General features: G+C 64.7%; 24 protein-coding genes and 1 pseudogene. 18 read left to right on the forward strand and 7 right to left on the reverse strand.

The features are described 5' to 3' along the window. The first annotated feature begins 84 nt into the window (after positions 1-84). From IPM73_11620 to IPM73_11635, 4 genes and pseudogenes are all read left to right on the forward strand, one after another. Complete coding sequence (locus tag IPM73_11620; GenBank protein ID MBK8918660.1) at positions 85-588, forward strand: hypothetical protein; 504 nt, start codon at positions 85-87, stop codon at positions 586-588. Then, positions 585-1073 (forward strand): annotated as a pseudogene (locus IPM73_11625) (SRPBCC family protein). The gene IPM73_11620 and the pseudogene IPM73_11625 overlap by 4 nt, the downstream one beginning before the upstream one ends. Before the next feature lie 90 nt (positions 1074-1163). Then, positions 1164-1604 (forward strand): sodium:proline symporter, encoded by a 441-nt coding sequence (locus IPM73_11630; GenBank protein ID MBK8918661.1) that lies wholly within the window; start codon positions 1164-1166, stop codon positions 1602-1604. Then, on the forward strand, positions 1601-3304 hold the full coding sequence (locus IPM73_11635) for an ABC transporter ATP-binding protein/permease (protein ID MBK8918662.1): 1704 nt from the start codon (positions 1601-1603) through the stop codon (positions 3302-3304). Before IPM73_11630 ends, IPM73_11635 begins: the two co-directional genes overlap by 4 nt. Before the next feature lie 121 nt (positions 3305-3425). Here IPM73_11635 and IPM73_11640 read toward each other — a convergent pair whose 3' ends face one another. From IPM73_11640 to IPM73_11650, 3 genes are all read right to left on the reverse strand, one after another. Continuing rightward, positions 3426-3950: a hypothetical protein gene (locus IPM73_11640; protein ID MBK8918663.1), complete on the reverse strand. Its 525-nt coding sequence runs from the start codon at positions 3948-3950 to the stop codon at positions 3426-3428. A 186-nt stretch (positions 3951-4136) separates the two neighbouring features. After that, on the reverse strand, positions 4137-4457 hold the full coding sequence (locus tag IPM73_11645) for a DUF1840 domain-containing protein (protein ID MBK8918664.1): 321 nt from the start codon (positions 4455-4457) through the stop codon (positions 4137-4139). Positions 4458-4524: 67 nt separating this feature from the next. Then, positions 4525-4854, reverse strand: coding sequence for a BON domain-containing protein (locus IPM73_11650; protein MBK8918665.1), 330 nt, complete (start codon positions 4852-4854; stop codon positions 4525-4527). Positions 4855-5527: 673 nt separating this feature from the next. On the opposite strand from IPM73_11650, the gene IPM73_11655 reads away from it, so the two are divergent. From IPM73_11655 to IPM73_11670, 4 genes are all read left to right on the forward strand, one after another. Next, complete coding sequence (locus IPM73_11655) at positions 5528-5704, forward strand: CsbD family protein (protein ID MBK8918666.1); 177 nt, start codon at positions 5528-5530, stop codon at positions 5702-5704. 87 nt (positions 5705-5791) lie between these two features. Beyond that, positions 5792-6190, forward strand: coding sequence for a PRC-barrel domain-containing protein (locus IPM73_11660; protein ID MBK8918667.1), 399 nt, complete (start codon positions 5792-5794; stop codon positions 6188-6190). A gap of 135 nt (positions 6191-6325) precedes the next feature. Next, complete coding sequence (mgtA, locus tag IPM73_11665; GenBank protein MBK8918668.1) at positions 6326-8872, forward strand: magnesium-translocating P-type ATPase; 2547 nt, start codon at positions 6326-6328, stop codon at positions 8870-8872. A 204-nt stretch (positions 8873-9076) separates the two neighbouring features. Beyond that, the gene (locus tag IPM73_11670; protein ID MBK8918669.1) at positions 9077-9226 is read left to right on the forward strand and encodes a lmo0937 family membrane protein; all 150 of its coding nucleotides are present in this window, start codon (positions 9077-9079) and stop codon (positions 9224-9226) included. Positions 9227-9295: 69 nt separating this feature from the next. Here IPM73_11670 and IPM73_11675 read toward each other — a convergent pair whose 3' ends face one another. Both IPM73_11675 and IPM73_11680 read right to left on the reverse strand, forming a co-directional pair. After that, on the reverse strand, positions 9296-9547 hold the full coding sequence (locus IPM73_11675) for a hypothetical protein (GenBank protein ID MBK8918670.1): 252 nt from the start codon (positions 9545-9547) through the stop codon (positions 9296-9298). A 46-nt stretch (positions 9548-9593) separates the two neighbouring features. Then, positions 9594-9848: a hypothetical protein gene (locus tag IPM73_11680; GenBank protein ID MBK8918671.1), complete on the reverse strand. Its 255-nt coding sequence runs from the start codon at positions 9846-9848 to the stop codon at positions 9594-9596. Positions 9849-10092: 244 nt separating this feature from the next. On the opposite strand from IPM73_11680, the gene IPM73_11685 reads away from it, so the two are divergent. From IPM73_11685 to tal, 6 genes are all read left to right on the forward strand, one after another. After that, the gene (locus tag IPM73_11685; GenBank protein MBK8918672.1) at positions 10093-10656 is read left to right on the forward strand and encodes an NAD(P)H-dependent oxidoreductase; all 564 of its coding nucleotides are present in this window, start codon (positions 10093-10095) and stop codon (positions 10654-10656) included. Positions 10657-10941: 285 nt separating this feature from the next. Next, a complete protein-coding gene (locus tag IPM73_11690) occupies positions 10942-11880 on the forward strand; it encodes a DnaJ domain-containing protein (protein ID MBK8918673.1) in 939 nt (312 codons plus the stop codon). A gap of 2 nt (positions 11881-11882) precedes the next feature. Beyond that, positions 11883-12269, forward strand: a complete 387-nt coding sequence (locus IPM73_11695; GenBank protein MBK8918674.1) for a chaperone modulator CbpM — start codon at positions 11883-11885, stop codon at positions 12267-12269. Next, complete coding sequence (locus tag IPM73_11700) at positions 12266-12814, forward strand: cytochrome b (GenBank protein ID MBK8918675.1); 549 nt, start codon at positions 12266-12268, stop codon at positions 12812-12814. Before IPM73_11695 ends, IPM73_11700 begins: the two co-directional genes overlap by 4 nt. Continuing rightward, positions 12811-15237: a phosphoketolase family protein gene (locus tag IPM73_11705; GenBank protein MBK8918676.1), complete on the forward strand. Its 2427-nt coding sequence runs from the start codon at positions 12811-12813 to the stop codon at positions 15235-15237. Before IPM73_11700 ends, IPM73_11705 begins: the two co-directional genes overlap by 4 nt. Then, positions 15234-16331, forward strand: a complete 1098-nt coding sequence (gene tal, locus IPM73_11710) for a transaldolase (protein ID MBK8918677.1) — start codon at positions 15234-15236, stop codon at positions 16329-16331. The genes IPM73_11705 and tal overlap by 4 nt, the downstream gene beginning before the upstream one ends. Before the next feature lie 166 nt (positions 16332-16497). Here tal and IPM73_11715 read toward each other — a convergent pair whose 3' ends face one another. Continuing rightward, the gene (locus IPM73_11715) at positions 16498-16911 is read right to left on the reverse strand and encodes a BON domain-containing protein (protein MBK8918678.1); all 414 of its coding nucleotides are present in this window, start codon (positions 16909-16911) and stop codon (positions 16498-16500) included. 164 nt (positions 16912-17075) lie between these two features. After that, positions 17076-17234 carry a DUF3309 domain-containing protein gene (locus IPM73_11720; protein MBK8918679.1) on the reverse strand — a complete coding sequence of 53 codons (159 nt, stop codon included), beginning with the start codon at positions 17232-17234 and terminating at the stop codon, positions 17076-17078. Between the two features lie 486 nt (positions 17235-17720). On the opposite strand from IPM73_11720, the gene IPM73_11725 reads away from it, so the two are divergent. The 4 genes from IPM73_11725 to IPM73_11740 are packed head-to-tail and all read left to right on the forward strand — an operon-like array spanning position 17721 to position 21128. After that, a complete protein-coding gene (locus tag IPM73_11725) occupies positions 17721-18053 on the forward strand; it encodes a DUF883 family protein (GenBank protein ID MBK8918680.1) in 333 nt (110 codons plus the stop codon). A 4-nt stretch (positions 18054-18057) separates the two neighbouring features. Further along, a complete protein-coding gene (locus IPM73_11730) occupies positions 18058-18246 on the forward strand; it encodes a hypothetical protein (GenBank protein MBK8918681.1) in 189 nt (62 codons plus the stop codon). 13 nt (positions 18247-18259) lie between these two features. Continuing rightward, a complete protein-coding gene (locus tag IPM73_11735; protein MBK8918682.1) occupies positions 18260-18604 on the forward strand; it encodes a ferritin in 345 nt (114 codons plus the stop codon). A 16-nt stretch (positions 18605-18620) separates the two neighbouring features. Next, positions 18621-21128 (forward strand): EAL domain-containing protein, encoded by a 2508-nt coding sequence (locus IPM73_11740; GenBank protein ID MBK8918683.1) that lies wholly within the window; start codon positions 18621-18623, stop codon positions 21126-21128. The last annotated feature ends 153 nt before the right edge of the window (positions 21129-21281 follow it).

Consider the following 21281-nt stretch of genomic DNA (forward strand, 5'->3'; position numbering starts at 1 on the left):
GACCCGAGGTTGCGGCAACGCGCCTGGCCGGGATGGGCGGGTGTGTCATCCGCTCAGGCCCGGGGTTGTTTTCCGGGGCAGACCATGAACCAACACCTGTCAGGCTTTTTGCGGCCTTTCCGCCGCCCCCCGACGCGCCAGGCCTTGCGGGCGCGGCCAGCGAAGGCCCTGGCCGCCCTCCTGGTTCCCATTGCCCTGTTTTGGGTACCGCTGTCGACCCAGGCGGAGAACGACATGGCGCGCTACAACTCCACGAGCCCAGCCACGGCCGAGATTGCCTGGATGAGCGGCGGCGTCGGCGGCGAAGCCCGCGACGAGATGCGCAAGGCCAGTGTTGCCTATAACGTGCATGTGCTGTTCAGTGATCGCCGGGGCCGCTATCTCGCCGACGTCCCCTATACCGTGACCCGGCACGACGGCAGACAAGTGCTTTCAGGCATCGCCGAGGGGCCGCTGCTCTATCTGAAACTCCCCCCCGGGTCCTACCGCGTCGGAGTCGAAATCGACGGGGCCTGGCAACGCAGATCCGTCCAGGCCGGCGTCTCCGGACGACCCACCCGGTTGATGTTCGTCGGCCGCCGGGGATGACGCGCGTTCGCCCGACCGAAGACCCGGCGGCGGAGTACCGCCTGCTGACCGTCTGGCGCCTCGAAGCACCGCTGGACGATATCTACGCCGCGATTCACGATTCCCTGCACTGGCCGGACTGGTGGCCGGGGGTCATCGAGGTGGCGACCATTGCCGATGGCGATGCCGAGGGGGTCGGCAACATCCGCCACTACGCCTGGCAGGGGCGATTGCCTTACCGGGTCACTTTTGCCGTGTGTACCACGCGCATCGAAGCGCTCACTGCCATCGAGGGGAACGCCTGCGGCGACCTGGAAGGAACGGGCCGCTGGAATTTTTCCTGCCAGGGCCCGATCAGTATCGTTCGTTACGAGTGGCACGTCCGCAGCACCCGCTGGTGGATGAACCTGATCTCCCCGTTGGCCCGCCCGCTGTTCGTCCGTAACCACGCCTGGGTCATGTCGCGGGGCGGGGAAGGCCTGGCGCGACGACTCGGCGTGCGTCTGACCAGCCAGGAAAACATCGATCTGACGGCGGCTGCCCCACCGAACGCCAAGCGCGGCAGCCGTTGGGAGGGCGGCCGGATCGATCCGGCGATGGCGCTGATTGCCGGCATCGCCGCCGGGGTACTGGCCACCGGCGCCCAGGTCGTCCTCTGGTGGCTCGCCGGAATGCCGCTGGCCGCCACGCTCTTGCGCGACGCCCGCCTGACTGCAGCCCTGCTCCTGGGGCCCTCGGTCCTTACGCCACCCTCGACCCTGAGGTGGGACATCCTGCTGGTGGCGACGCTGATCCATTTTGCCCTGTCGGTTCTCTACGCCCTGCTTCCAGCCGCCGTGGGCGGGCGTCTGCGCCAAGGGGAGGCCCTCGTTGCCGGCGCCGCTTACGGTGCGCTCATCTACGCCGTGAACCTATACGGGCTGACCTATTTCTTTCCCTGGTTCGCCGTGGCCCGGGACTGGGTGACCCTGGCAGCCCACCTCGTGTTCGGCGTCGCCCTCGTCGGCGCCTGCCGCCTGTATGCGGGCAGGCGGTGACCCCCATCGGTCGCCAGTTGTGGTTGCGGTTCCGGACGATTGCGGCGCCTTACTGGAAGGGCAGGGAGAAATGGCGAGCCCGGGGGCTGCTCGCTCTTCTGGTCCTCCTGCTCTTGGGGCAGACCGGCTTCGCCGTGCTGTTCAACGAGCAGACCGGGGAATTCACGTCGGCACTGGCGGCAAAAGACCCGGAACGGTTCTGGCTGTCCATGCAGAAATGCCTCGCCATCCTCGTCGTGGGCGTGCCGACGTATGCCTTTTACTACTTCGTGCGCGACAAGCTCGGCGTGTATTGGCGGCGCTGGCTAACACGGGATCTGCTGGGCAGCTATTTCGCCAACCGCGCCTACTACGACCTGAATGCCTGTAACCAGATCGACAACCCGGATCAGCGGGTCGCCGAAGACATCAACACCTTTACCCAGAAATCCCTGCAGTTTCTCCTGGTACTTGTCGGGGCGGTGCTGCAGCTGATCGCATTCTGTGGCGTCCTATGGTCCATTTCCCACGCCCTGGTGGCCTTTCTCATCGTCTATGCGATTGCCGGCACGGGGGTGACGGTGCTGGTGTTCGGAAAGGTGCTGATCGGCCTCAATTTCCACCAGCTCAAACGGGAGGCCGATTTCCGCTTCAGCCTGGTGCGTATTCGAGAAAACGCCGAGGCCATCGCCTTCTATCGCGGCGAGGCGCAGGAGTCGGCTCTGGTTGGCCGCCGTTTCAACGAGGCGTTCAGCAATTTCAACAAGCTGATCCGGGTGCAGCTCAATTTGAACCTCTTTCAATATGGCTACAGCTTCCTGACCATCATCCTGCCCAGCGCCATCATTGCCGGGCGGGTGATCTCCGGGGAACTGGAGGTCGGGCGGGCGATCCAGGCCGCGGGGGCATTTGCGGCCATCCTGAGCGCCCTGACCGTACTTATCGACAACTTCGAGAGCTTCAGCAAATTTGCCGCCGGAATCGATCGGCTCGACAGCTTTGCCCGCTTCCTCCAGGGGACGCGGGGCGACCGGCCGGGGTCCGGCGATGGCATCAGCTTTGTGTTCGGCAAGCATCTGGCCATCGAAAATCTCACCCTGCAGACGCCGAACCGCGGCAGAACTCTGGTCAAAGACTTGTCGCTGACCGTCAATCCGGACCAGGGGCTGATGATCGTGGGGGCCAGCGGCTGCGGGAAGAGTTCGCTGCTGCGCGCCATCGCAGGCCTGTGGCGTTGCGGAAGCGGAAGGATCGTCGGGCCTGACGGCGGCGAAATGCTGTTTCTACCGCAGCGCCCCTACATGCTCCAGGGCAGTTTGCGCAGCCAGTTGCTGTATCCGCAGCAGCCTCGGGGTGTCCCGGACGAGGCCCTTCTGCACGCCCTGGCCAGGGTCAATCTGCCGGATATCGCCGCCAATTTTGGCGGCCTGGATGCCGAACTGGACTGGGCCAAGGTTTTGTCCGTGGGCGAGCAACAGCGGGTGGCCTTCGCTCGCGTGCTGCTCGCCGCACCCCGGTATGCCATGCTCGACGAAGCGACCAGCGCCCTCGACATCGCCAACGAAGACAGCCTCTATCGGGAACTGGCGGCCACCGGGACGATCCTGGTCAGCGTCGGCCACCGTCCCTCCATCCTGAAATACCACCCCCAAGTGCTGGAACTGGAAGGCAACGGATCGTGGCGGCTCTATTCGGCCGACGACTACCGGTTCAACCGCTAGGAGTTAACGATGTGCCTCAGTGCCAGGGCGTGACCCATAGGCCCCGCATGACTACGGAGCTGACCGATTTCGCGGGGACGTCGAGGATGCGTTGGGCGCCGGTGATCGGCCAGCGCCTCGCTCACACGGTGGCGACGTCGCTGATCTCGCCGACCGACGCCGCGATCACCTCCCGGGCGATGGCCGTTTCCGGCTCGGTGATCGTCTGCGCAACAAGGACGACCTGACCGCTGGCAATGGCATCGCTGACCAGGTCCGACAGCCAGCCTTCCTTTTGCTCGATATCGCTTTGAGCGCCGGTTGCGGCGCCGATGAAGGCACCGAGACTGGCCCCCCAGCCCAGCATGACCAGGGGCGCGACCAGGGGACTGGCGATGAACAGGCTGACGTTTCCCGCCACCAGCGCCAGTTGTGCCAGGGCGCCGATGCCGGTGCCCACGGCGGTGCCGATGGCGCCGTCGACGAGGACATTGGTCAGCACTTCGTTGCTTTCCCCTTGTGGCTTGGTTGCGGGGGGGCCCGAATTGGCGTCGAACAGATGCAGGCGCCCTCGGGGGAGTCCCCGTTCCATGAGGCGGGAAAGGGCGCCTTCGGCTTCGACCCAGTTGGCAAAAAAGCCCGACACATGGTGGCTATAGGTGGTCATGGTATTTCTCCTTCGGCGGCCCTTGAGTAAGGGGTAGTCCCCACGCTAGCGGAGCCCCGTGAGCACGTCTGAGCGCCACCGAACAGAAAGCGCGGGCGGTTGAACACGGGAAGCTTCCGCCGCCCCGGTACAGGATGCCGGCTTTCGCCACGCCGTCGGACGACCGGGGTTCCCGCCCGGGAGCGATCAAACCCCCCAGGTGACCGGCGTGCCTTCCTTGAGGGCGTGTTCCAGCAGTGCGAGAAGCGGCACCGCTCGCTGGTAAAAGGCGACGCTGCCGCCCGGCGCTTCCGTATCGTCGGCGTCGTCGGCGGGGGGGCACCGGTGCTTGAGCCTGTCGGCCGCAATGGCGGCCCTGAGGGCACTGGTCGCCGCGGGCAATTGCTCGACGGTAACGACGCCCCGGCGGGCGCCGGCGTCCTTGCCAAGAACCCCCAGGGCCTGGCTGGCGTTGCTCTCGAACAGGGTGACATCGCCGCAGGCGGGAGACTTGAAGATGATCAGCATGGCTGTGTCCTTGGAGTGAAATGCCGCCAGGCGCGAAACGTGGTATCCCCCCGGCAGCCCGATCGCCCTACTTGTCGACGACGACCTTGATATGGTTACGCACCGAGGTCACGCCCTTAACTCCGTGGGCGATGGCGACGGCCCTGTCGATGGCGGCCTGACTGGCGGCGCTGCCGCTCAGGGTAACGGCCCCCTTCTTGTCGGTATCGACGTTGATCTTGACCAGGCTCGACAGCTTTTCCTCAGCCAGCTCGGCCTTGATCTTGGTGGTGATGACCGAGTCCTTGACGTACTCGGTTGCGGTCGAGCCGGTGGCATCCGCGGCGTGGGTGGCAAGCGGCAGCGACAGTGCCGCAGCCAAGATGAAACCAAAACGGGCTGCAAGTCGGGAATTCATGATTTCTCCTGTTGCGAAGGAAATTGACGGGGCGCCACGTTCGTGACGGCAAATGGCGCAAGTCTGAATGGGCGGCCGCCAGTGGCGGAGCGGCTTCTCGATGCGGCACCCTCATTGGGCAGTGGGCGATGGTCAGGGTCTGTGCGCCGGCGCACGGAATCGGCCGATGGCTCCGACAGACACGAAACCGCAAGGTGCCCCCTGCCGCGACGAACGATGGGGCGACGGACGGCCCGAAACGGGTGCTACGCATTGCCGAAGGCGACGGCGCGACGGGAAGGCCACCACAATCCGGCCTTTATGTGTGCCACCGAACATAGCGAAAGCGCCCTCTGGTGCATGCTGCCCGCAGATGTTCGCTTTCGCCCCCATCCCTTGAGCGACCATCTGACAACTTCAGCCCGGACCGGCAATGCCGCTCCGGGCTTTTTCTTGCCCGGCCTTCTTGTCATCGGCAACGCCGGGGCGAGGGGGGCGCGACCTTGATCGCCAGCCCCATTCCCCGTTCCCGCCAAGGGGCATTTCGACGCCGCTCGCCATGCGAACCGGACAGGCGACCTATGCGCGACACCGCACAGAGGAAACGCCGTGCCATGCCTAATCTCCAGCGGTGGGCGCTCGTGACATCCCCGGCGCTCCCGCTCAAGGTCAACACTCACCACAGGAGAAAAGCATGAACAAGGACCAAGTCAAAGGACACCTCAAGGAAGCAGAGGGCAAAGTGAAGGAGGTCGCCGGCAAAGTCGTCGGCAACAAGGCGCTCGAACAAAAGGGAAAGATCGAGAACGCCCAGGGAAAGATTCAATCGGCCTGCGGTGACTTGAAGGCAGACCTCAAGAAACCTTGCTGAGCAGGAATGAACCGCAAGGCACCCGGGGAGTGAGCCTGCCCGATGGTCGCCTGGCGGCTTTCACATGACATTATTGAGGAGCACGACATGAGTAGCGAAATCAGCAGTTCTTCCGCCGATACGAACACGTCCGCTGGCCACCTGGTATTGAGCGCCAGCACGCTCGCCGGCGACGACGTCTATAATCGGCAGGGCATAAAGCTCGGCAGCATCAAGGAAATCATGCTGGATGTCCCCAACGGCACGGTGAGTTATGCGGTCTTGTCCTGTGGCGGTTTTCTCAGCTTGGGCGAAAAATTGTTCGCCATCCCGTGGCGTGCCCTCCAGGTGGATACGGAAAAGAAGCGCTTCGTGTTCGATGCCGACGAGGCACGGCTCAAGGACGCCCCGGGATTCGACAACGACCATTGGCCGAACATGGCCGATGCGTCCTGGGCGAAGGGTATCCATTCCTACTACGGCACCCAGTGGGACATGCGTCCCTGACCCCCCGGACATACGATTGTCGACAATCCCCGTCCACGCGCCTGCCCGGCGCGGACGGGGATTTTTCTTGGCCGCGGGGGAAAGTCACGCGCCGATTCCTTCCCGGGTTTTCGCGACAGCCCGAAGGGGGCAGCGATGAGGCCCTCTGAAGCGCCAGCCCCGCCCTGGTGGGTCGAGACCTTGCCTCCGGAGGCAGGGAGCCTGTCGGCCGCCGAGGCCGGTGCACGGCTCGCGCAATTCGGCCCCAACCAATTTCGCGATCATCGGGACCAACCGCTGTGGCTCCAGTTCCTGGCCCGCTTCAAAAATCCCCTGGTGATCCTCCTTCTGTTCGCCAGCGCCCTCTCGGCCATCGCCGGCGAATTCACCAATTTCCTCATCATTTCGGTGATGGTGCTCTTCAGCGTCACCCTGGACTTCGTCCAGGAGCGCCGCGCCGGCAAGGCGGCAGCCAGTCTCCGCCAATCCGTCGCGGTGCGGACGCGGGCGCTCCGCGACGGCAAATCTGTGGAAGTACCGGTGGCCGAGGTGGTGCCAGGCGATTGGGTGATGCTCTCCGCGGGGGACATGATTCCCGCCGATGGCCGGGTGCTGGAGGCCAACGATTTCTTCGTCCAGCAGGCACTGCTGACGGGCGAGGCCTATCCAGTGGAGAAGCGGCCGGGCCAACTTGCGGCGACCGCCACCGACATGCAGGAAGCCGCCAATGCGGTATTCATGGGTACCACGGTGATCAGTGGCAGCGCTACGGTTCAGGTGGTCAGGACCGGCGCTGAAACAGCCCTCGGGGCCATCGCCGATACCCTGATCCGGCAGGCGCCACCGACTGCCTTCGAGTTGGGCACCCATCGTTTCGGCATGCTGATCATGCGCCTCACCATCGTTCTGGTGCTCTTCGTGCTGCTCGTCAACGCGCTGATGCACAAGCCCTGGCTGGAGTCCTTCCTGTTCGCCGTGGCTCTCGCCGTGGGACTGACGCCGGAGCTCCTGCCCATGGTGGTGTCCGTCACCCTCGCCCGGGGCGCCTTGGTCATGGCCCGCAAGCGGGTCATCGTGAAACGGCTCGCGTCGATCCAGAATCTGGGCTCGATGGATGTGCTGTGCACCGACAAGACGGGCACCCTCACCGAGGCCAAGATCCGGCTGGAACAACATGTGGACTCCCTGGGGCAGGCGAGCCCGCGGGTACTGGAACTGGCCTATCTCAACAGCTTTTTCGAAACCGGCCTGAAAAGTCCTCTCGACGAGGCGATCCTCGGTCACGAACACATCGACGTGGGGGCCTGGAAGAAAATCGACGAGGTGCCTTTCGATTTCGAGCGGCGCCGGGTATCGGTGCTGCTGGACAAAGGGAACGGCCGTCTTTTGGTGGTCAAGGGCGCTTCCGAGGAAATCGTCGGCCTGTGCACCCACTACGAGGTGCTGGGCAGCGACGCCCAGACGGTCCTCGACAAGGATTCCCGGGCGCACATCCACGGCGTTCATGTGGCGCTCGAAAAAGAGGGGTTTCGCGTCCTGGGTATTGCCTGGCGAGAGGTGCCGCCGGACCATCCCCATGCCGTGATCGGCGACGAGGCCGAACTGGTGTTCGCCGGGTTTGCGGCCTTTCTCGATCCGCCCAAGGAAAGTGCCGGTACCGCCCTTGCCGCCCTCAGGGACAGTGGTGTCGCCGTCAAGATCGTCACCGGCGATAGCGAACTGGTCACGCAGCACGTCTGCGCCCAGTTGGCCATTCCTGTGACCGGATTGCTGACCGGAAAGGACATCGAAGTCATGGACGATTCCGCCCTGCAGGCCCGGGTGGAGGCGGTCAACCTGTTCTGCCGCGTCAATCCGGCCCAGAAGAACCGGGTCATCCTCGCCCTCAAGGCGCGTGGCCATGTGGTCGGCTACCTCGGCGACGGGATCAACGATGCGCCTTCCCTGCATTCCGCCGACGTCGGCTTATCGGTGGATTCCGCCGTCGACGTGGCGAAGGAGGCCGCCGACATGATCCTGCTGGACCAGGATCTCCATGTCCTGCACGACGGCGTCCTCGAAGGGCGTCGTACGTTCGGCAACATCATGAAGTACATCATGATGGGGACCAGTTCCAACTTCGGCAACATGTTCAGCATGGCCGGGGCGGCATTGTTTCTGCCCTTCCTGCCCATGCTGCCGACCCAGATTCTGCTCAACAACATCCTCTACGACGTTTCCGAGGTGCCGATCCCCCTCGATGCGGTGGACCCGGAGGAACTGCGTCAGCCGCGAACCCTCGACATGGCCTTCATCCGCGATTTCATGCTGGTCATCGGCCCGATCAGCTCGGTCTTCGATTTCCTTACCTTCTACGTCCTGATCGCCGTCCTGCAGGCAGGCGAACAACTGTTCCAGACCGGCTGGTTCGTCGAATCGCTGTGTACTCAGGTTCTGGTGATCTTCATCATCCGCACCCGGGGCAATCCCCTCAAGAGCCGTCCGCATCCCGCCCTGATGGCGACTTCCCTCACCATCGCACTGACCGGTGCGGTGCTGCCGTATACGCCGGTCGGTTCCTACTTCGGCTTCGTTCCTCCGCCGGCGGGTTTCTATCTGATACTCGCGGCCATGGTGGTGGTCTATCTCGGGGCCGTCGAGATGGCCAAGCAGGCGTTCTATCGGTGGCACCGGAAATCCCCGCCCATGGGCGGGCCGCGGTAGTGCGAGCCCGTTTGCCGCGCGTGTTCGCTGCCGCACCGACGCCGGATGGCGTGGCGCCCAGGCTACCATCAGGTCTACCGGGCATCGGACTGCAAATCGCATGCGCTGGGAGACCGGATTGGCAGCGGCTGGCATTTCTCTGGCTTGTTCCTATGCCCCCACCAGCCGCCAGCCGCCGTTCAACGCTGAAAAAAGGTGTGCTCCATGCTTTATACGATCGCTGTCGTCATGCTCGTCCTGTGGCTTTTCGGGCTCGTCACCTCCTACACCCTGGGGGGGTTCATCCACGTCCTGCTGGTGGTCGCCCTCGTGATGGTCGTGGTCAACCTCCTCACCGGGCGACGGGCGCTCTGACGCCATCGCCAAGGGCCTCCGGCCACAGGACTCGCCCTCACGCCGGCCAAGCGCGACCCGGGTGCCGGGTCAGGCGGCGATAGGCAGGTTCGTGGCCTTCCGCGCAAGGCTTCGCATTGCCGCGCTGAGGGCCACTTGCTGGCCTGCAGTGAGCATGCGCCTGCCCTCGCGCCAATCATGGGTGATGCCGTTGATCGGCACCCCAGCGCAACAAAGGGCCTGGGCCACTGAGGGCAAATCCGTGGCTTCGATGCTCCGGCCGTCGCTCAAGGCGGCGAGAAAGCGGTCCTCCACTGCTCCGACGTGGGCAGAAATCTCCATGGCGACTCCTCGTTGGTGTGATCCCGATGGACGACGGGGCAATCCGCTAAGCACCGCTTCCCGCTCTGCGCTCGGCACCCTTGGCGGGGGGTGCCGAACGGACGAACAGGGCAATGATCTCGGGCCAGGTGTTCCGTGGGGGCAACTCGTCTTCCGGAATGGGAAACACCGGCTGCCTCGACGCCGCAACTCCCTCCCGCGTCACGCCGCCGGTTTCCAGGTAGTCCCGCGAAAGCGCGAGAAAATTCTCGATGATCGATTCCTGAGCACGTGCCACGGCTTCCATGTCCTGGGTATTCATCGCGTCGTCTCCGTATTTTTCAGGAACTGCCCCCGACCAACGCATGACGACGGCGCAGATCGCGGATGGCGGTGGCGAAGGTACCCCAGCGGGATGAACATTTATGTTCGCCAGCACACATAGAGGGCAGCGCCACGGCGGGGACGGCCGGGGGATACCTTCGCGCAACGCCTATGTTCGCTGGCGCACAGTGAGAGCTTCCTGACGCTGGCATCGTGGGCTGACCGCAACAAGGAGCCCACCCGTGCACAAAGTGAAAATCCTGGGGATTGCAGGCAGCCTGCGCAAGACGTCGTTCAACCGTTCCGCACTCTTGGCCGCGCAGCGACTGCTGCCCGACGACGCCGAACTGACGATCATTGGCCTCGAAGGCATCCCGATCTTCAACCAGGACGACGAAGCGGCGCCACCGCCGGCAGTGTTCGAATTCAAGCGCCGCATACTGGCGGCGGACGCCATACTTTTTGCCACGCCGGAATACAACTACTCGCTGCCCGGCGCCCTCAAGAACGCCATTGATTGGGGCTCCCGGCCCTACGGCGAGAGCGTCTGGGCGGGCAAGCCGGCCGCGATGCTGGGCGCCTCGGTGGGAGCGCTGGGTACCGCCAGGGCCCAATACCACCTGCGGCAGATTCTCGTTGCCCTGAACATGCCGGCAGTCATTCAGCCAGAGGTAATGATCGGCAACGCCGCCCAGCGCTTCGACGAACTCGGAACCCTGACCGACGAGCCCACCCGCCAGTTCATCCAGAAACTCCTGGCTGCGCTGGTGCAGCTGGCCAGGTTGAGTATGACGAACCATGGCTAGGAACGCGGAAAGCCGGTCGCCGCATGGAGAAGGCAAGATGGACAAGAAAATTCCGCTTCGGGTGATAGCTATGCGTAACGCGATGACGCCAGCTTGCGACCGGTGGACACCCATCCTGGCCGTGGCCGACGATTCCCCGCCGCGAGTGCCGGCGCCGGCGGTGCCCCGAATTCGTCCGGAAGCCACCCCTGACGTCGTCCGCACCCCCGACCGATACCCGGAATGAATGATCGACATCCCTTGCTGCGCCCGTCGCAACGGGGATCGGATCAGGGTCCGCTCTAGATGGAATTCAAGGATTACTACCAGATCATGGGTGTGGCGCGGGATGCGACCCAGGACGAAATCAAGCGCGCCTACCGCCAACTGGCCCGCAAGTACCACCCTGACGTGAGCAAGCAGGCCGATGCCGAAATCCGTTTCAAGGAACTCGGCGAGGCCTATGCCGTGCTCAAGGATATCGAAAAGCGCGCCGCCTACGACCAGCTGGGCAGCGACTGGAAAGCGGGGCAGGATTTTCGTCCCCCGCCGGACTGGAAAACCGGATTCGAGTTTTCCGGCAATGGCGCGGACGGCGGCAACGGCGCCGACTTCAGCGACTTTTTCGAAACCCTGTACGGGCAAGCCGGCGGCCGCAGGGAGCGCCAGGCTTTCCACGCCCGGGGCGAAGACCGCCATGCCCGGGTACACATCGACCTGGAAGACGCTTACACCGGTGCCACCCGCACCATCACGCTGCACAGGCCGGAAGCAGACCAGGAACGCGGCTCGGCTCGCGCCCACCAGCTCAACGTGACCATTCCCCGGGGCGTCCGCGCCGGGCAGCACATCCGTCTGGCCGGGCAGGGAGCGCCGGGCTTCGGCCAGGGCAAGCCCGGCGACCTGTACCTGGAAATCGTGTTCAACCCGCATCCGCTGTTTCGGGTCGAACAGCGGGATGTCTTCCTCGACTTGCCCGTGGCCCCCTGGGAAGCCGTTCTGGGTGCCACCGTGCAGGCGCCGACCCCGAGCGGCCTGATCGAACTGACGATTCCGGCCGGCTCTGCGCCAGGAAGCAGCTTGCGCCTGAAGGGCCGCGGCATTCCGGGCGCCACCCCCGGTGACCTCTATGCCGTCCTGCGCGTCGCCTTGCCGCCCGGTGAAGACGAAACCGCCATCGCCTTCTATCGCCAGATGGCCGATCGCTTCGACGCCTTCAAGCCTCGCGCCGGACTGGGAGTCTGATCATGGAAACGCCGAATCGCCTACCGCAGGTCAGCGCCGTCATCCTGGAGGAGCAGGGCAACCTGACCCTGGCCGATCTTGGCCATGCCTGTGCGGTGCAGGCGGAGTTCATCGTCGATCTGGTCCAGGAAGGCGTGCTGGCGCCGGCAGGGGAGGCGCCCCATCGCTGGCGCTTCAATGGCGCCCATCTGGTGCGGGCCACCGTCGCCTTCCGGCTGCAGCGGGATCTCGGCGTCAATCTCCCCGGTGCCGCCCTGGCCCTGCAACTGCTGGACGAAATCGAGGCGCTGCAGGCGCGGCTCCGGGCGCTTGGCGCCGATCCCGGACCGAGTACTGGTACGGCGAGCACGCCCGAACAAAATGCTGTCCGACCCGGAGGAAGAGCATGACATGGCGCAATACGAAGGAACACTACGGACCTCCCGCGATCCTGCTGCACTGGATCATGCTGCTCCTGCTGGTCGCGGTCTACGCCTGCATCGAACTCCATGAGGCGCTTCCGAAGGGGAGCGATACCCGCGAGGCGCTGAAGACCTGGCATTTCATGCTGGGCCTGACGGTCTTCGTGCTCGCGTTCATCCGGCTGGCGGTCCATCCGGCTGGCCCGGAGCCCCTGATCGTGCCGGCGCCGCCGTCGTGGCAGAAGGCCTTGGCGACCACCGCCCACGTTCTGCTCTATGTCCTGATGATCGCCATGCCCCTTTTGGGATGGCTGCTCCTGAGCGCCTCGGGAAAGCCGGTACCGTTCTGGGGCATGCAACTCCCGGCATTGGTCGCCGAAAGCAAGAGTGTCGCGGCCTGGGTCGAGGAAGTTCATGAAGCGGGGGGCACCGCAGGCTACTTCCTCGTCGCCTTGCACGCCGCTGCCGCCCTCTATCACCACTACTTCGTCAGGGACAACACGCTGCTGCGCATGCTGCCGGAGCGCAAATGACGCGAGCCCGCGACGGATCGTTTCCAGCCTACCCTGAGGAGATCGCCGTGCCGCCCCCGAGTACCGCCCTGGACGAACAGGAACTGAAGCGGATCGACGCCTATTGGCGTGCCGCCAACTATCTTTCGGTAGGGCAGATCTACCTGCTCGACAACCCCCTCCTGAAGGAGCCGCTGCAACTGGCCCACATCAAGCCCCGCCTCCTCGGGCACTGGGGCACGACACCGGGGTTGAACTTCATCTACGCCCACATGAACCGGGCCATCCGATGCCAGGACGTGAACATGGTCTTCATCGCCGGCCCGGGCCACGGCGGGCCGGCGGTGGTGGCCAACACCTATCTCGAAGGCACCTATAGCGAACTGTACTCGGACATTTCCCGGAACGAGGATGGCCTGCGGCGCCTGTTCCGGCAGTTCTCCTTCCCCGGCGGCATTCCCAGTCACGCCGCGCCGGAGACCCCCGGCTCCCTCCACGAGGGCGGCGAGCTGGGGTATGCCTTGTTCCATGCCTACGGGGCGGTATTCGACAATCCCGACCTCATCGCCTGCTGCGTGATCGGCGACGGCGAGGCCGAAACCGGTCCCCTGGCCACCTCCTGGCATTCCAATAAATTCCTCGACCCGCGCCGGGACGGCGCGGTGCTGCCGATTCTCCATCTCAACGGCTACAAGATCGCCAGCCCGGCGATCTTGGCCCGCATCGACCGCGGCGAGCTGGAAAGCCTGCTGGTGGGTTACGGGTACGCAACCTACTTCGTCGAGGGGGACGACCCGGATACCATGCATCGGCTGATGGCCGATACCGTCGCCACGGTCATCGGCAGAATTCGCGAGATCCAGCGTCAGGCACGGCGGGGTGGCGATGGGAAACGGCCCCGGTGGCCGCTGATCGTGCTGCGTTCCCCCAAGGGCTGGACCGGGCCCAAGGAAGTGGACGGCCAGAAGACGGAAGGATCCTGGCGCTCCCACCAGGTGCCCTTCAGCACGATGGAAAAGCCCGAACATGTCCGCTTGCTGGAACGCTGGATGCTCTCCTACCGGCCCCGGGAACTGTTCGACGCCGAGGGATGCCTGATGCCCGAACTGGCAGCCCTGGCCCCGGCGGGCGAGCGGCGCATGGGGGCCAATCCCCACGCCAACGGGGGCATCCTGCTGCATGCCCTGAACCTGCCGAATTTCCGCGACTACGGTGTGGCCGTACCCGCACCGGGCGCCGCCCTGGCCGAATCCACCCGGGCCATGGGGGTCTACCTGCGCGATGTGATGCGGGCCAATGTCGACAATTTCCGCCTCTTCGGTCCCGACGAGACGGCATCGAACCGCCTCGGCGCCGTCTTCGAAATCACGGACCGCAGCTGGATGGCGAAGCGCTTCCCTTACGACGACCACCTGGCCCCCGACGGCCGGGTGATGGAACTCCTGTCGGAACACGCTTGCCAGGGCTGGCTGGAAGGCTATCTGCTCACCGGCCGCCACGGGCTATTCTCCTGTTACGAGGCTTTCATCCACATTGTGGACTCGATGTTCAACCAGCATGCCAAGTGGCTCAAGGTCTGTCGCGACATTCCCTGGCGCCGGCCCATCGCCTCGCTGAACATCCTGCTCACCTCCCACGTCTGGCGCCAGGACAACAACGGCTTTTCGCACCAGGATCCGGGTTTCATCGATCACGTGGTCAACAAGAAGGCCGACGTCATCCGCGTCTACCTGCCGCCGGATGCCAATACCCTTCTCTACGTGACCGCCCAATGTCTGAAGAGCCGCAATCTGGTGAACGTCATCGTCGCCGGCAAACAGCCGGAACTGCAGTGGCTGGACATGGAAGCCGCCGTGGACCACGCCAGCGCCGGCATCGGCCTCTGGGAATGGGCCTGCAACGACCACACCGGCGAACCGGACATCGTCCTGGCGGCGGCGGGGGATGTGCCGACCCTGGAAATGCTGGCGGCCATCGCCCTCCTGCGGGAGCTGGCGCCAGAGCTCAAGATGCGCTTCATCAACGTCGTCGACCTGATGACCCTGCAGCCCCAGGAGGAGCATCCCCACGGCCTGTCGAGCGACGCCTTCGACGCCCTGTTCCGTACCGACAAACCCATCCTCTTTGCCTATCACGGCTATCCCTGGCTGATCCACCGCCTCTGCTATCGCCGTACCGGCCACGCCAAGCTGCATGTCCGTGGCTACAAGGAGGAGGGCACGACCACCACCCCCTTCGACATGGTGGTGCTCAACTCGCTCGATCGCTTCCATCTGGTCATGGACGTCGCCAGCCAGGTGCCGCTCCTCCAACCCCAGGCCGCCCATATCAAGCAGCGCATGCGCGACAAGCTCAATGAGCACACCCGATACATCCACGAGCATGGCGAAGACCTGCCGGAGATTCGCAACTGGACCTGGCCGGGTCAGAAGGTCGGACGATGAAGGAAAATCCGCTCCTGGCGCTGAAAGCTCTGGGCCAGCAGGTGTGGCTCGACAATCTGTCGCGGGCGCTGTTCCGCGATGGTGCCCTGGAGGGGTTCGTCCGCGATGATGGCGTCGACGGCGTCACCTCCAATCCGAGCATTTTCCGCAAGGCCATCGCCGACACCGCGGACTATGCGGACGACCGCCAACGCCTGCGCCGCTCAGACCTCACTGCGGAAGGGCGCTACGAAGCCATCGTCATCGACGACATCCGGACGGCGTGCAACCTCCTATGGCCGACCTATCTGGCCAGTGGCGGTGAAGCAGGCTTTGTCAGCCTGGAAGTCTCGCCAGCCTTGTCGCACGACGGGGCGGGTACGGAGGCGGCAGCCCGGCACCTGCGCCTGCTGGTGAGCCGCGACAACCTGCTGGTCAAGGTTCCAGGAACACCGGCCGGGATCCGGGCCTTCGAGGCTTTGACCGCTGCCGGCATACGGGTCAACGTGACCCTGCTCTTTTCTCAGCCCCAGTATGAGGCGGTGGCGCAGGCCTATCTGCGCGGCGCCCAGCGTTGGCTGGAGAGCGGCGGACACCCCGGGCGGTTGCGTTCCGTGGCCAGCCTGTTCCTCAGTCGTATCGACACGCTCGTGGACTGGCGGCTCGACGCCATCGCCACCGGCGAAGCCCTGGCCCTGCGGGGCCGGGCGGGGGTGGCGCTGGCCAAACGCTGCTATTCGCGTTATCGGGAGCTCTTCCACGGCCCGGCCTTCAGCACGCTTGCCGCGGCCGGCGTACGTCCGCAGAAGCTGCTCTGGGCCAGCACCGGCGGCAAGAATCCAGCCTACAGCGATGTACTCTACGTGGAAGCGCTGATCGGTCCGGAAACCATCACCACGCTTCCCGACGCGACGCTGGCGGCCTTTCGCGACCACGGCCGAGTCGGCCCGACCCTGATGTTGGGTATGGACGACGCGCGTATCCATATCGAAGCCCTGGCAGCCCTCGGCATCAAGCTGGACGAAGCCGGGGAAACCTTGCAGTTCGACGGGCTGTGTCTCTTCTCGGATGCCTATGCAATGCTTCTGGAGAGCCTTGGCCCAAGGACTGCCTGAGGCCCCTGCGCCCAGGCCGGAGAAAGTTCGGCGCATGAGGTCTCGAGCTTTGCCTCGAGGAGGTTGATCTGGGCGCTCCACTCCTTCAGTTTCGCGCCCATTTGTTCGCGATAGGCTTATTGAATTTCCAGGATGGACTCCTGGTAGGTGGGGGGGTGGGTGCTGCTCACTTGGCTGCCGCCAGCTTCAGGCGATTGGCGACATCGCTGACGCCGGGAACGGCGGCGGCCAGGGTTCTGGCGCGATCGCTGCTGGCCTGGGAGTCGGCGGTGCCGGTCAGGGTAACCATGCCCTTCACCGTATCGACACTGATTTCCAGTGTCTTGAGGCCGGGTTCGGCGAGGATCGCCGCCTTCACCCTGCCGGTGATTTCGGTATCGCTGATGGCCGCGGCGGTTCTGGCGCCCTGTTCTTGCATGGTCTTTTCGGCCTTGGCAGCGGTATCGCTGGCGGTCCTGCCGACGCTCTCGGCCGCCTGATCCAGTTTCTTGCCGGCATTTTCGGCCGGCCCCGGCTTCTCGCAGGCGAGCAACGCCAGGACCACGGCCACAGAAACGACAGATAGCTTGAAATCTTCCAGAGTTTTCATTTCGACTTCCTTTCGAAACAGTTCGCATTGGCGAAAAAAAGGGGGGCTTGCGCCCCGACAGCGGCCGAAACCGGATCCATGGCCCCGGCCCCCGACCGGAATGGGGTCGTTGCGGCGGCCGCCCGCCGCCGAAAAAGGGATTCCGGCCGGGCGCGCTAAATCTTGCCCAGCAGGAACAGGACGAGCAGGATCGCGACCACCAGTCCGAGACCGCCGCTGGGGCCGTATCCCCAGCTCCGGCTGTGGGGCCAGGCGGGAATTGCGCCGACCAGCAGCAGAATCAGGATGATCAGCAGGATGGTTCCCAATGACATGACACACCTTCCCTAGCAGTCAGTCAGATCGGATTGCGTCGATGCCGAGGCGCGCATCCGCGCCCCGATCGCACGAAGCGAACCGCAGCCATAGCCGAAGCTATGGCGAGGATGAGCGACAAAGCGAGCGGGGATGCGGGGCGGGCCGAACATAGCTGAACCTATCTGACTGACTACTCGTCGTGAATGAGCGCTTTCCGGTCTTCCCGACCGGTCTGTCGCAGGACGATTGCCGTTCCAGGAGGCTACGCTTCGAGGAGGTGTCGTCCGTACGCCAGCGCACACAGCGTCTGGCGCGGGTGCCGGAGCGGGCACACGGCCAGCCTGTCGGGCGCCATCAGTGCGGTGGCGCACAGACCCCGCCCCGTCGGCCATTCACCATCGCTGCAGGAAGCCGGGACTCAGGAACGCCTGCCGTGCGCTGTCTTCGACTCCGGGCACTCGCTGCCCACGGCTCCGATTTCTTGTTCAACAACGGGAGTAAGCATGAGCACCGAACTGACGACAACCCCGGGCGCTGCCGGCCTCACGCAGGACGATCCGGGCAAAGAATTCAAGACGATCGCCGCGAACGGCGAAGCATTGCTCAAAGACGCGGCCCACGCGACGGCGGATAGACTTGCCGCTGCACGCCGGAAGCTGGAGAGGCAGCTCGCGGCGGCCAAAGCCGGGCTGGGGAGTGCCGGCACCGCGGTCGGCGCCAAGGCGAAGTCCATCGCCTGCTCGACCGACGGCTATGTGCGTGACAATCCGTGGAAGACCGTTGGCCTGGCCGCGGTGGCCGGCGTCCTGGTCGGCATCGTCCTGATCCGGCGGTAGGGCCATGTCCCTGCGCAAGCCATTTGTCCAGACGATCAACCCGACGCAGGGGATTCCCTCGACGTTTTTCGGGCGCATGTCCGCGTATCTGTACGACAAACATGCCAAGCGGCACAGGGCTCGGCTGAGCGGAGGGGACGACCACGGCAGGGCACCTGAACTTCATCCGGTCTTCCCCACCGAACGCCACTGACAGGACGATTGAAATGGCCAGCGTCGGATACCACGAGCCCCTGGACGAACAGAGCACCGAAACGCAAGACATGCGCCGGGCGATCGTTTCCCTGATGGAAGAACTGGAGGCTGTCGAGTGGTACAACCAACGGGCCGAGACATGCGAGGATCGCGAACTCATGGCCATCCTGGAACATCACCGGGATGAAGAGAAGGAGCACGCCTCCATGCTGCTCGAGTGGATACGGCGCCATGACGAAAGGTTTTCCGGAGCGCTGAGAGAAACTCTCTTCTCGCCCGGTCCGGTCCGGTCCGGTATCGAAAGCATGACCGATCCTGCCTGCATGGCGGGATTGCCCCTCGAACCCGGTCACTGATGCCATCAGCCTGGCCATGCGCGATACGCTGACCCGCGTGCTTCTCGTCACAAGCAGGCGGGGCGCTGCCAAGGGGGTGCGCAGGGCACTGGCGGCGTGCGAGACCGGTCAGTTTCAAGTCGAATGGGTGCGGGGCCTCGCCGGCGCCATCGATCGCCTGGCGCAGGGTGGCGTCGATATCGTCCTGCTTGACCTGGCCCTGCCCGACGGACGGGGCCTCGAGGCCTTCGAGCAAATCCGCGCTGCAGCGGGCGACGCCATGATCCTGGTTCTGTCTGCGGCAAGCGACGAAGCGACCGCCCGTCAGGCGGTGCGGCAGGGTGCCATGGACTATCTGGTTGAGGGCCATGTCGATGCCCACTGGTTGCCGCGTACGCTGCACTACGCCGTCGAACGCAAGGCTGTCCAGGACGCCTTGCGGGCCAGCGAGGCCCGTTTCCGGGCCATCAGCGATGCCTCGCCCCTGGGGATCATGGTGTGCGATGCCCGGGGGGATTGCGTCTACACCAACGTCGCCTATCAATCGATCACCGGCCTCACGCTTGCGGAGACACTGGGATCGAAGTGGAGCCGGGCGATCCATCCGGCCGACCGGCAGTCGGTCCTGCGCAAATGGCAGCAGGCCGACCAAGAGCAGACACTGTTTTCCGTCGAAACGCGCATTTTGCGGCGTGATGGCGACCTTGCCTGGGTGCGCCTGAACGCCGCGCCGATGGGCGACGGCACGGCCCATCGGGGCCATGTTCACACCGTCGAGGACGTCACCGAGCGCAAGGCCACCGAACGCATTTTGCAGAGCGCGGAAGAAATCCTGTTCACGGAAAAGGAACGCGCCGAAGTGACGCTGAATTCCATTGGCGACGCGGTGTTGTGTACCGATCTCCCGGGCCGGGTGACCTACCTGAACACGGTGGCCGAAGCGATGACCGGCTGGCCCCGGGAGGAAGCCATCGGGCGTCCGCTGGCGGAGGTCTTTCGCATCATCGACGGCATGACGCGGATGCTCATCGCCAATCCGGCCGAACGCGCCATCCGCGAAAACCTCACCATCGGGCTTGCCTCCGACAGCGTTCTGGTGCGCCGGGATGGCGTCGAGGTGGCGATCGAGGATTCGTCGGCGCCCATCCACAACCGTGACGGCTCGGTGGCGGGCGCCGTGATCGTCTTTCATGACGTCACCGAGTCCCGGGCCATGACGCAAAAGATGGCGCATCTCGCCCAGCACGACTTCCTGACCGGCCTGCCCAACCGTGCCTTGCTCATCGAGCGCCTGGACCGGGCCATTGGCTTGGCGCAACGGCATCGCAAGCAACTGGCCTTGCTGTTCATCGACCTCGATTATTTCAAGACCATCAATGATTCCCTGGGGCACACGGTCGGCGACCAATTGCTGCAGTCCGTGGCGGCACGGCTGCTCGAATGCGTTCGCACCACGGATACGGTGTGCCGCCAGGGGGGCGACGAGTTCGTGATCCTGCTGGCCGAAATCGAGCAGCCCCAGCGGGCGGCCCATGTTTCGGACAAGCTGCTTGCCGCATTCGCCGCCCCCCATCTCGTGGATGGTCATGAACTCCACGTCAACCTGAGCATCGGCATCAGCATCTATCCGGACGATGGCATCGATGTCGATACCGCCCTCAGGAACGCCGACACGGCCATGTACCACGCCAAAGGCTGCGGACGGAACAACTACCAGTTCTTCACCGCCGACATGAACGCCCGGGCCGTGCAGCGCCTGTCCATCGAAAGCAATCTGCGCCGGGCACTGAAGGACGACGAGTTTGCCCTTTACTATCAGCCCAAGGTGGATCTGGCATCCGGCACCATGACCGGCAGCGAGGCCCTCATCCGCTGGCTCGATCCGGTTCGCGGCGTGATCTACCCGGCCGAGTTCGTCACCGTGGCCGAAGAATCCGGGCTCATCGTCCCCATCGGCCGATGGGTGCTGCGGGAGGCTTGCCGCCAGGTGAAGGCCTGGCTGGATTCGGGTCTGGACGCGGTACCCGTGGCGGTGAATATATCCGCGGTTGAATTCCGGCACCTCGACTTTCTCGCCGGGGTCACCCGTATCCTGGCGGAAACCGGCCTGGCCCCGCGCTACCTGGAAATGGAGGTGACCGAGGGTATCCTCATGCACGATGCCGCGGCCTCGGCATCGCTCCTGGCAGCCCTCAAGGACATGGGGATCCGGCTGGCCATCGACGACTTTGGCACCGGGTATTCCAGCCTGAGCTATCTGAGAAGCTTCCCCATCGACACCCTGAAGATCGACCGCTCCTTCGTCAGCGACATCTCCCTTCAGGGGGGCGACACCACCATCGTCACCGCCATCATCGCCATGGGACGCAACCTCAACCAGAAGGTGGTCGCCGAAGGGGTGGAAACCCTGGACCAGTTGCGCTTCCTGCGGGCCCGGTGCTGTGACGAAGGGCAGGGCTATCAGTTCAGCCGTCCCTTGTCGGCCGGGGATTTCGGGCGAATGCTCGGCGACAGCCCCCGACTTCCCGACCGAAACGGGCACTGAAGCGCCGGAATTGCCTGAATCGCCGCATGCGCCGGTTGGCGCCCGCTGGCGAAGCTGTGTGCGATAGCGCACCGACCGGGCTGGCGTCGGCGGCTAGTCTGGCACCACGGTACCGACGGGGCCTGAGCAGGGCCCAGGACACCTCAGACCGAA

This window comes from Betaproteobacteria bacterium (genome assembly GCA_016720065.1).
In the GTDB taxonomy this organism is placed as follows: Bacteria; Pseudomonadota; Gammaproteobacteria; order Burkholderiales; family Rhodocyclaceae; genus SSSZ01.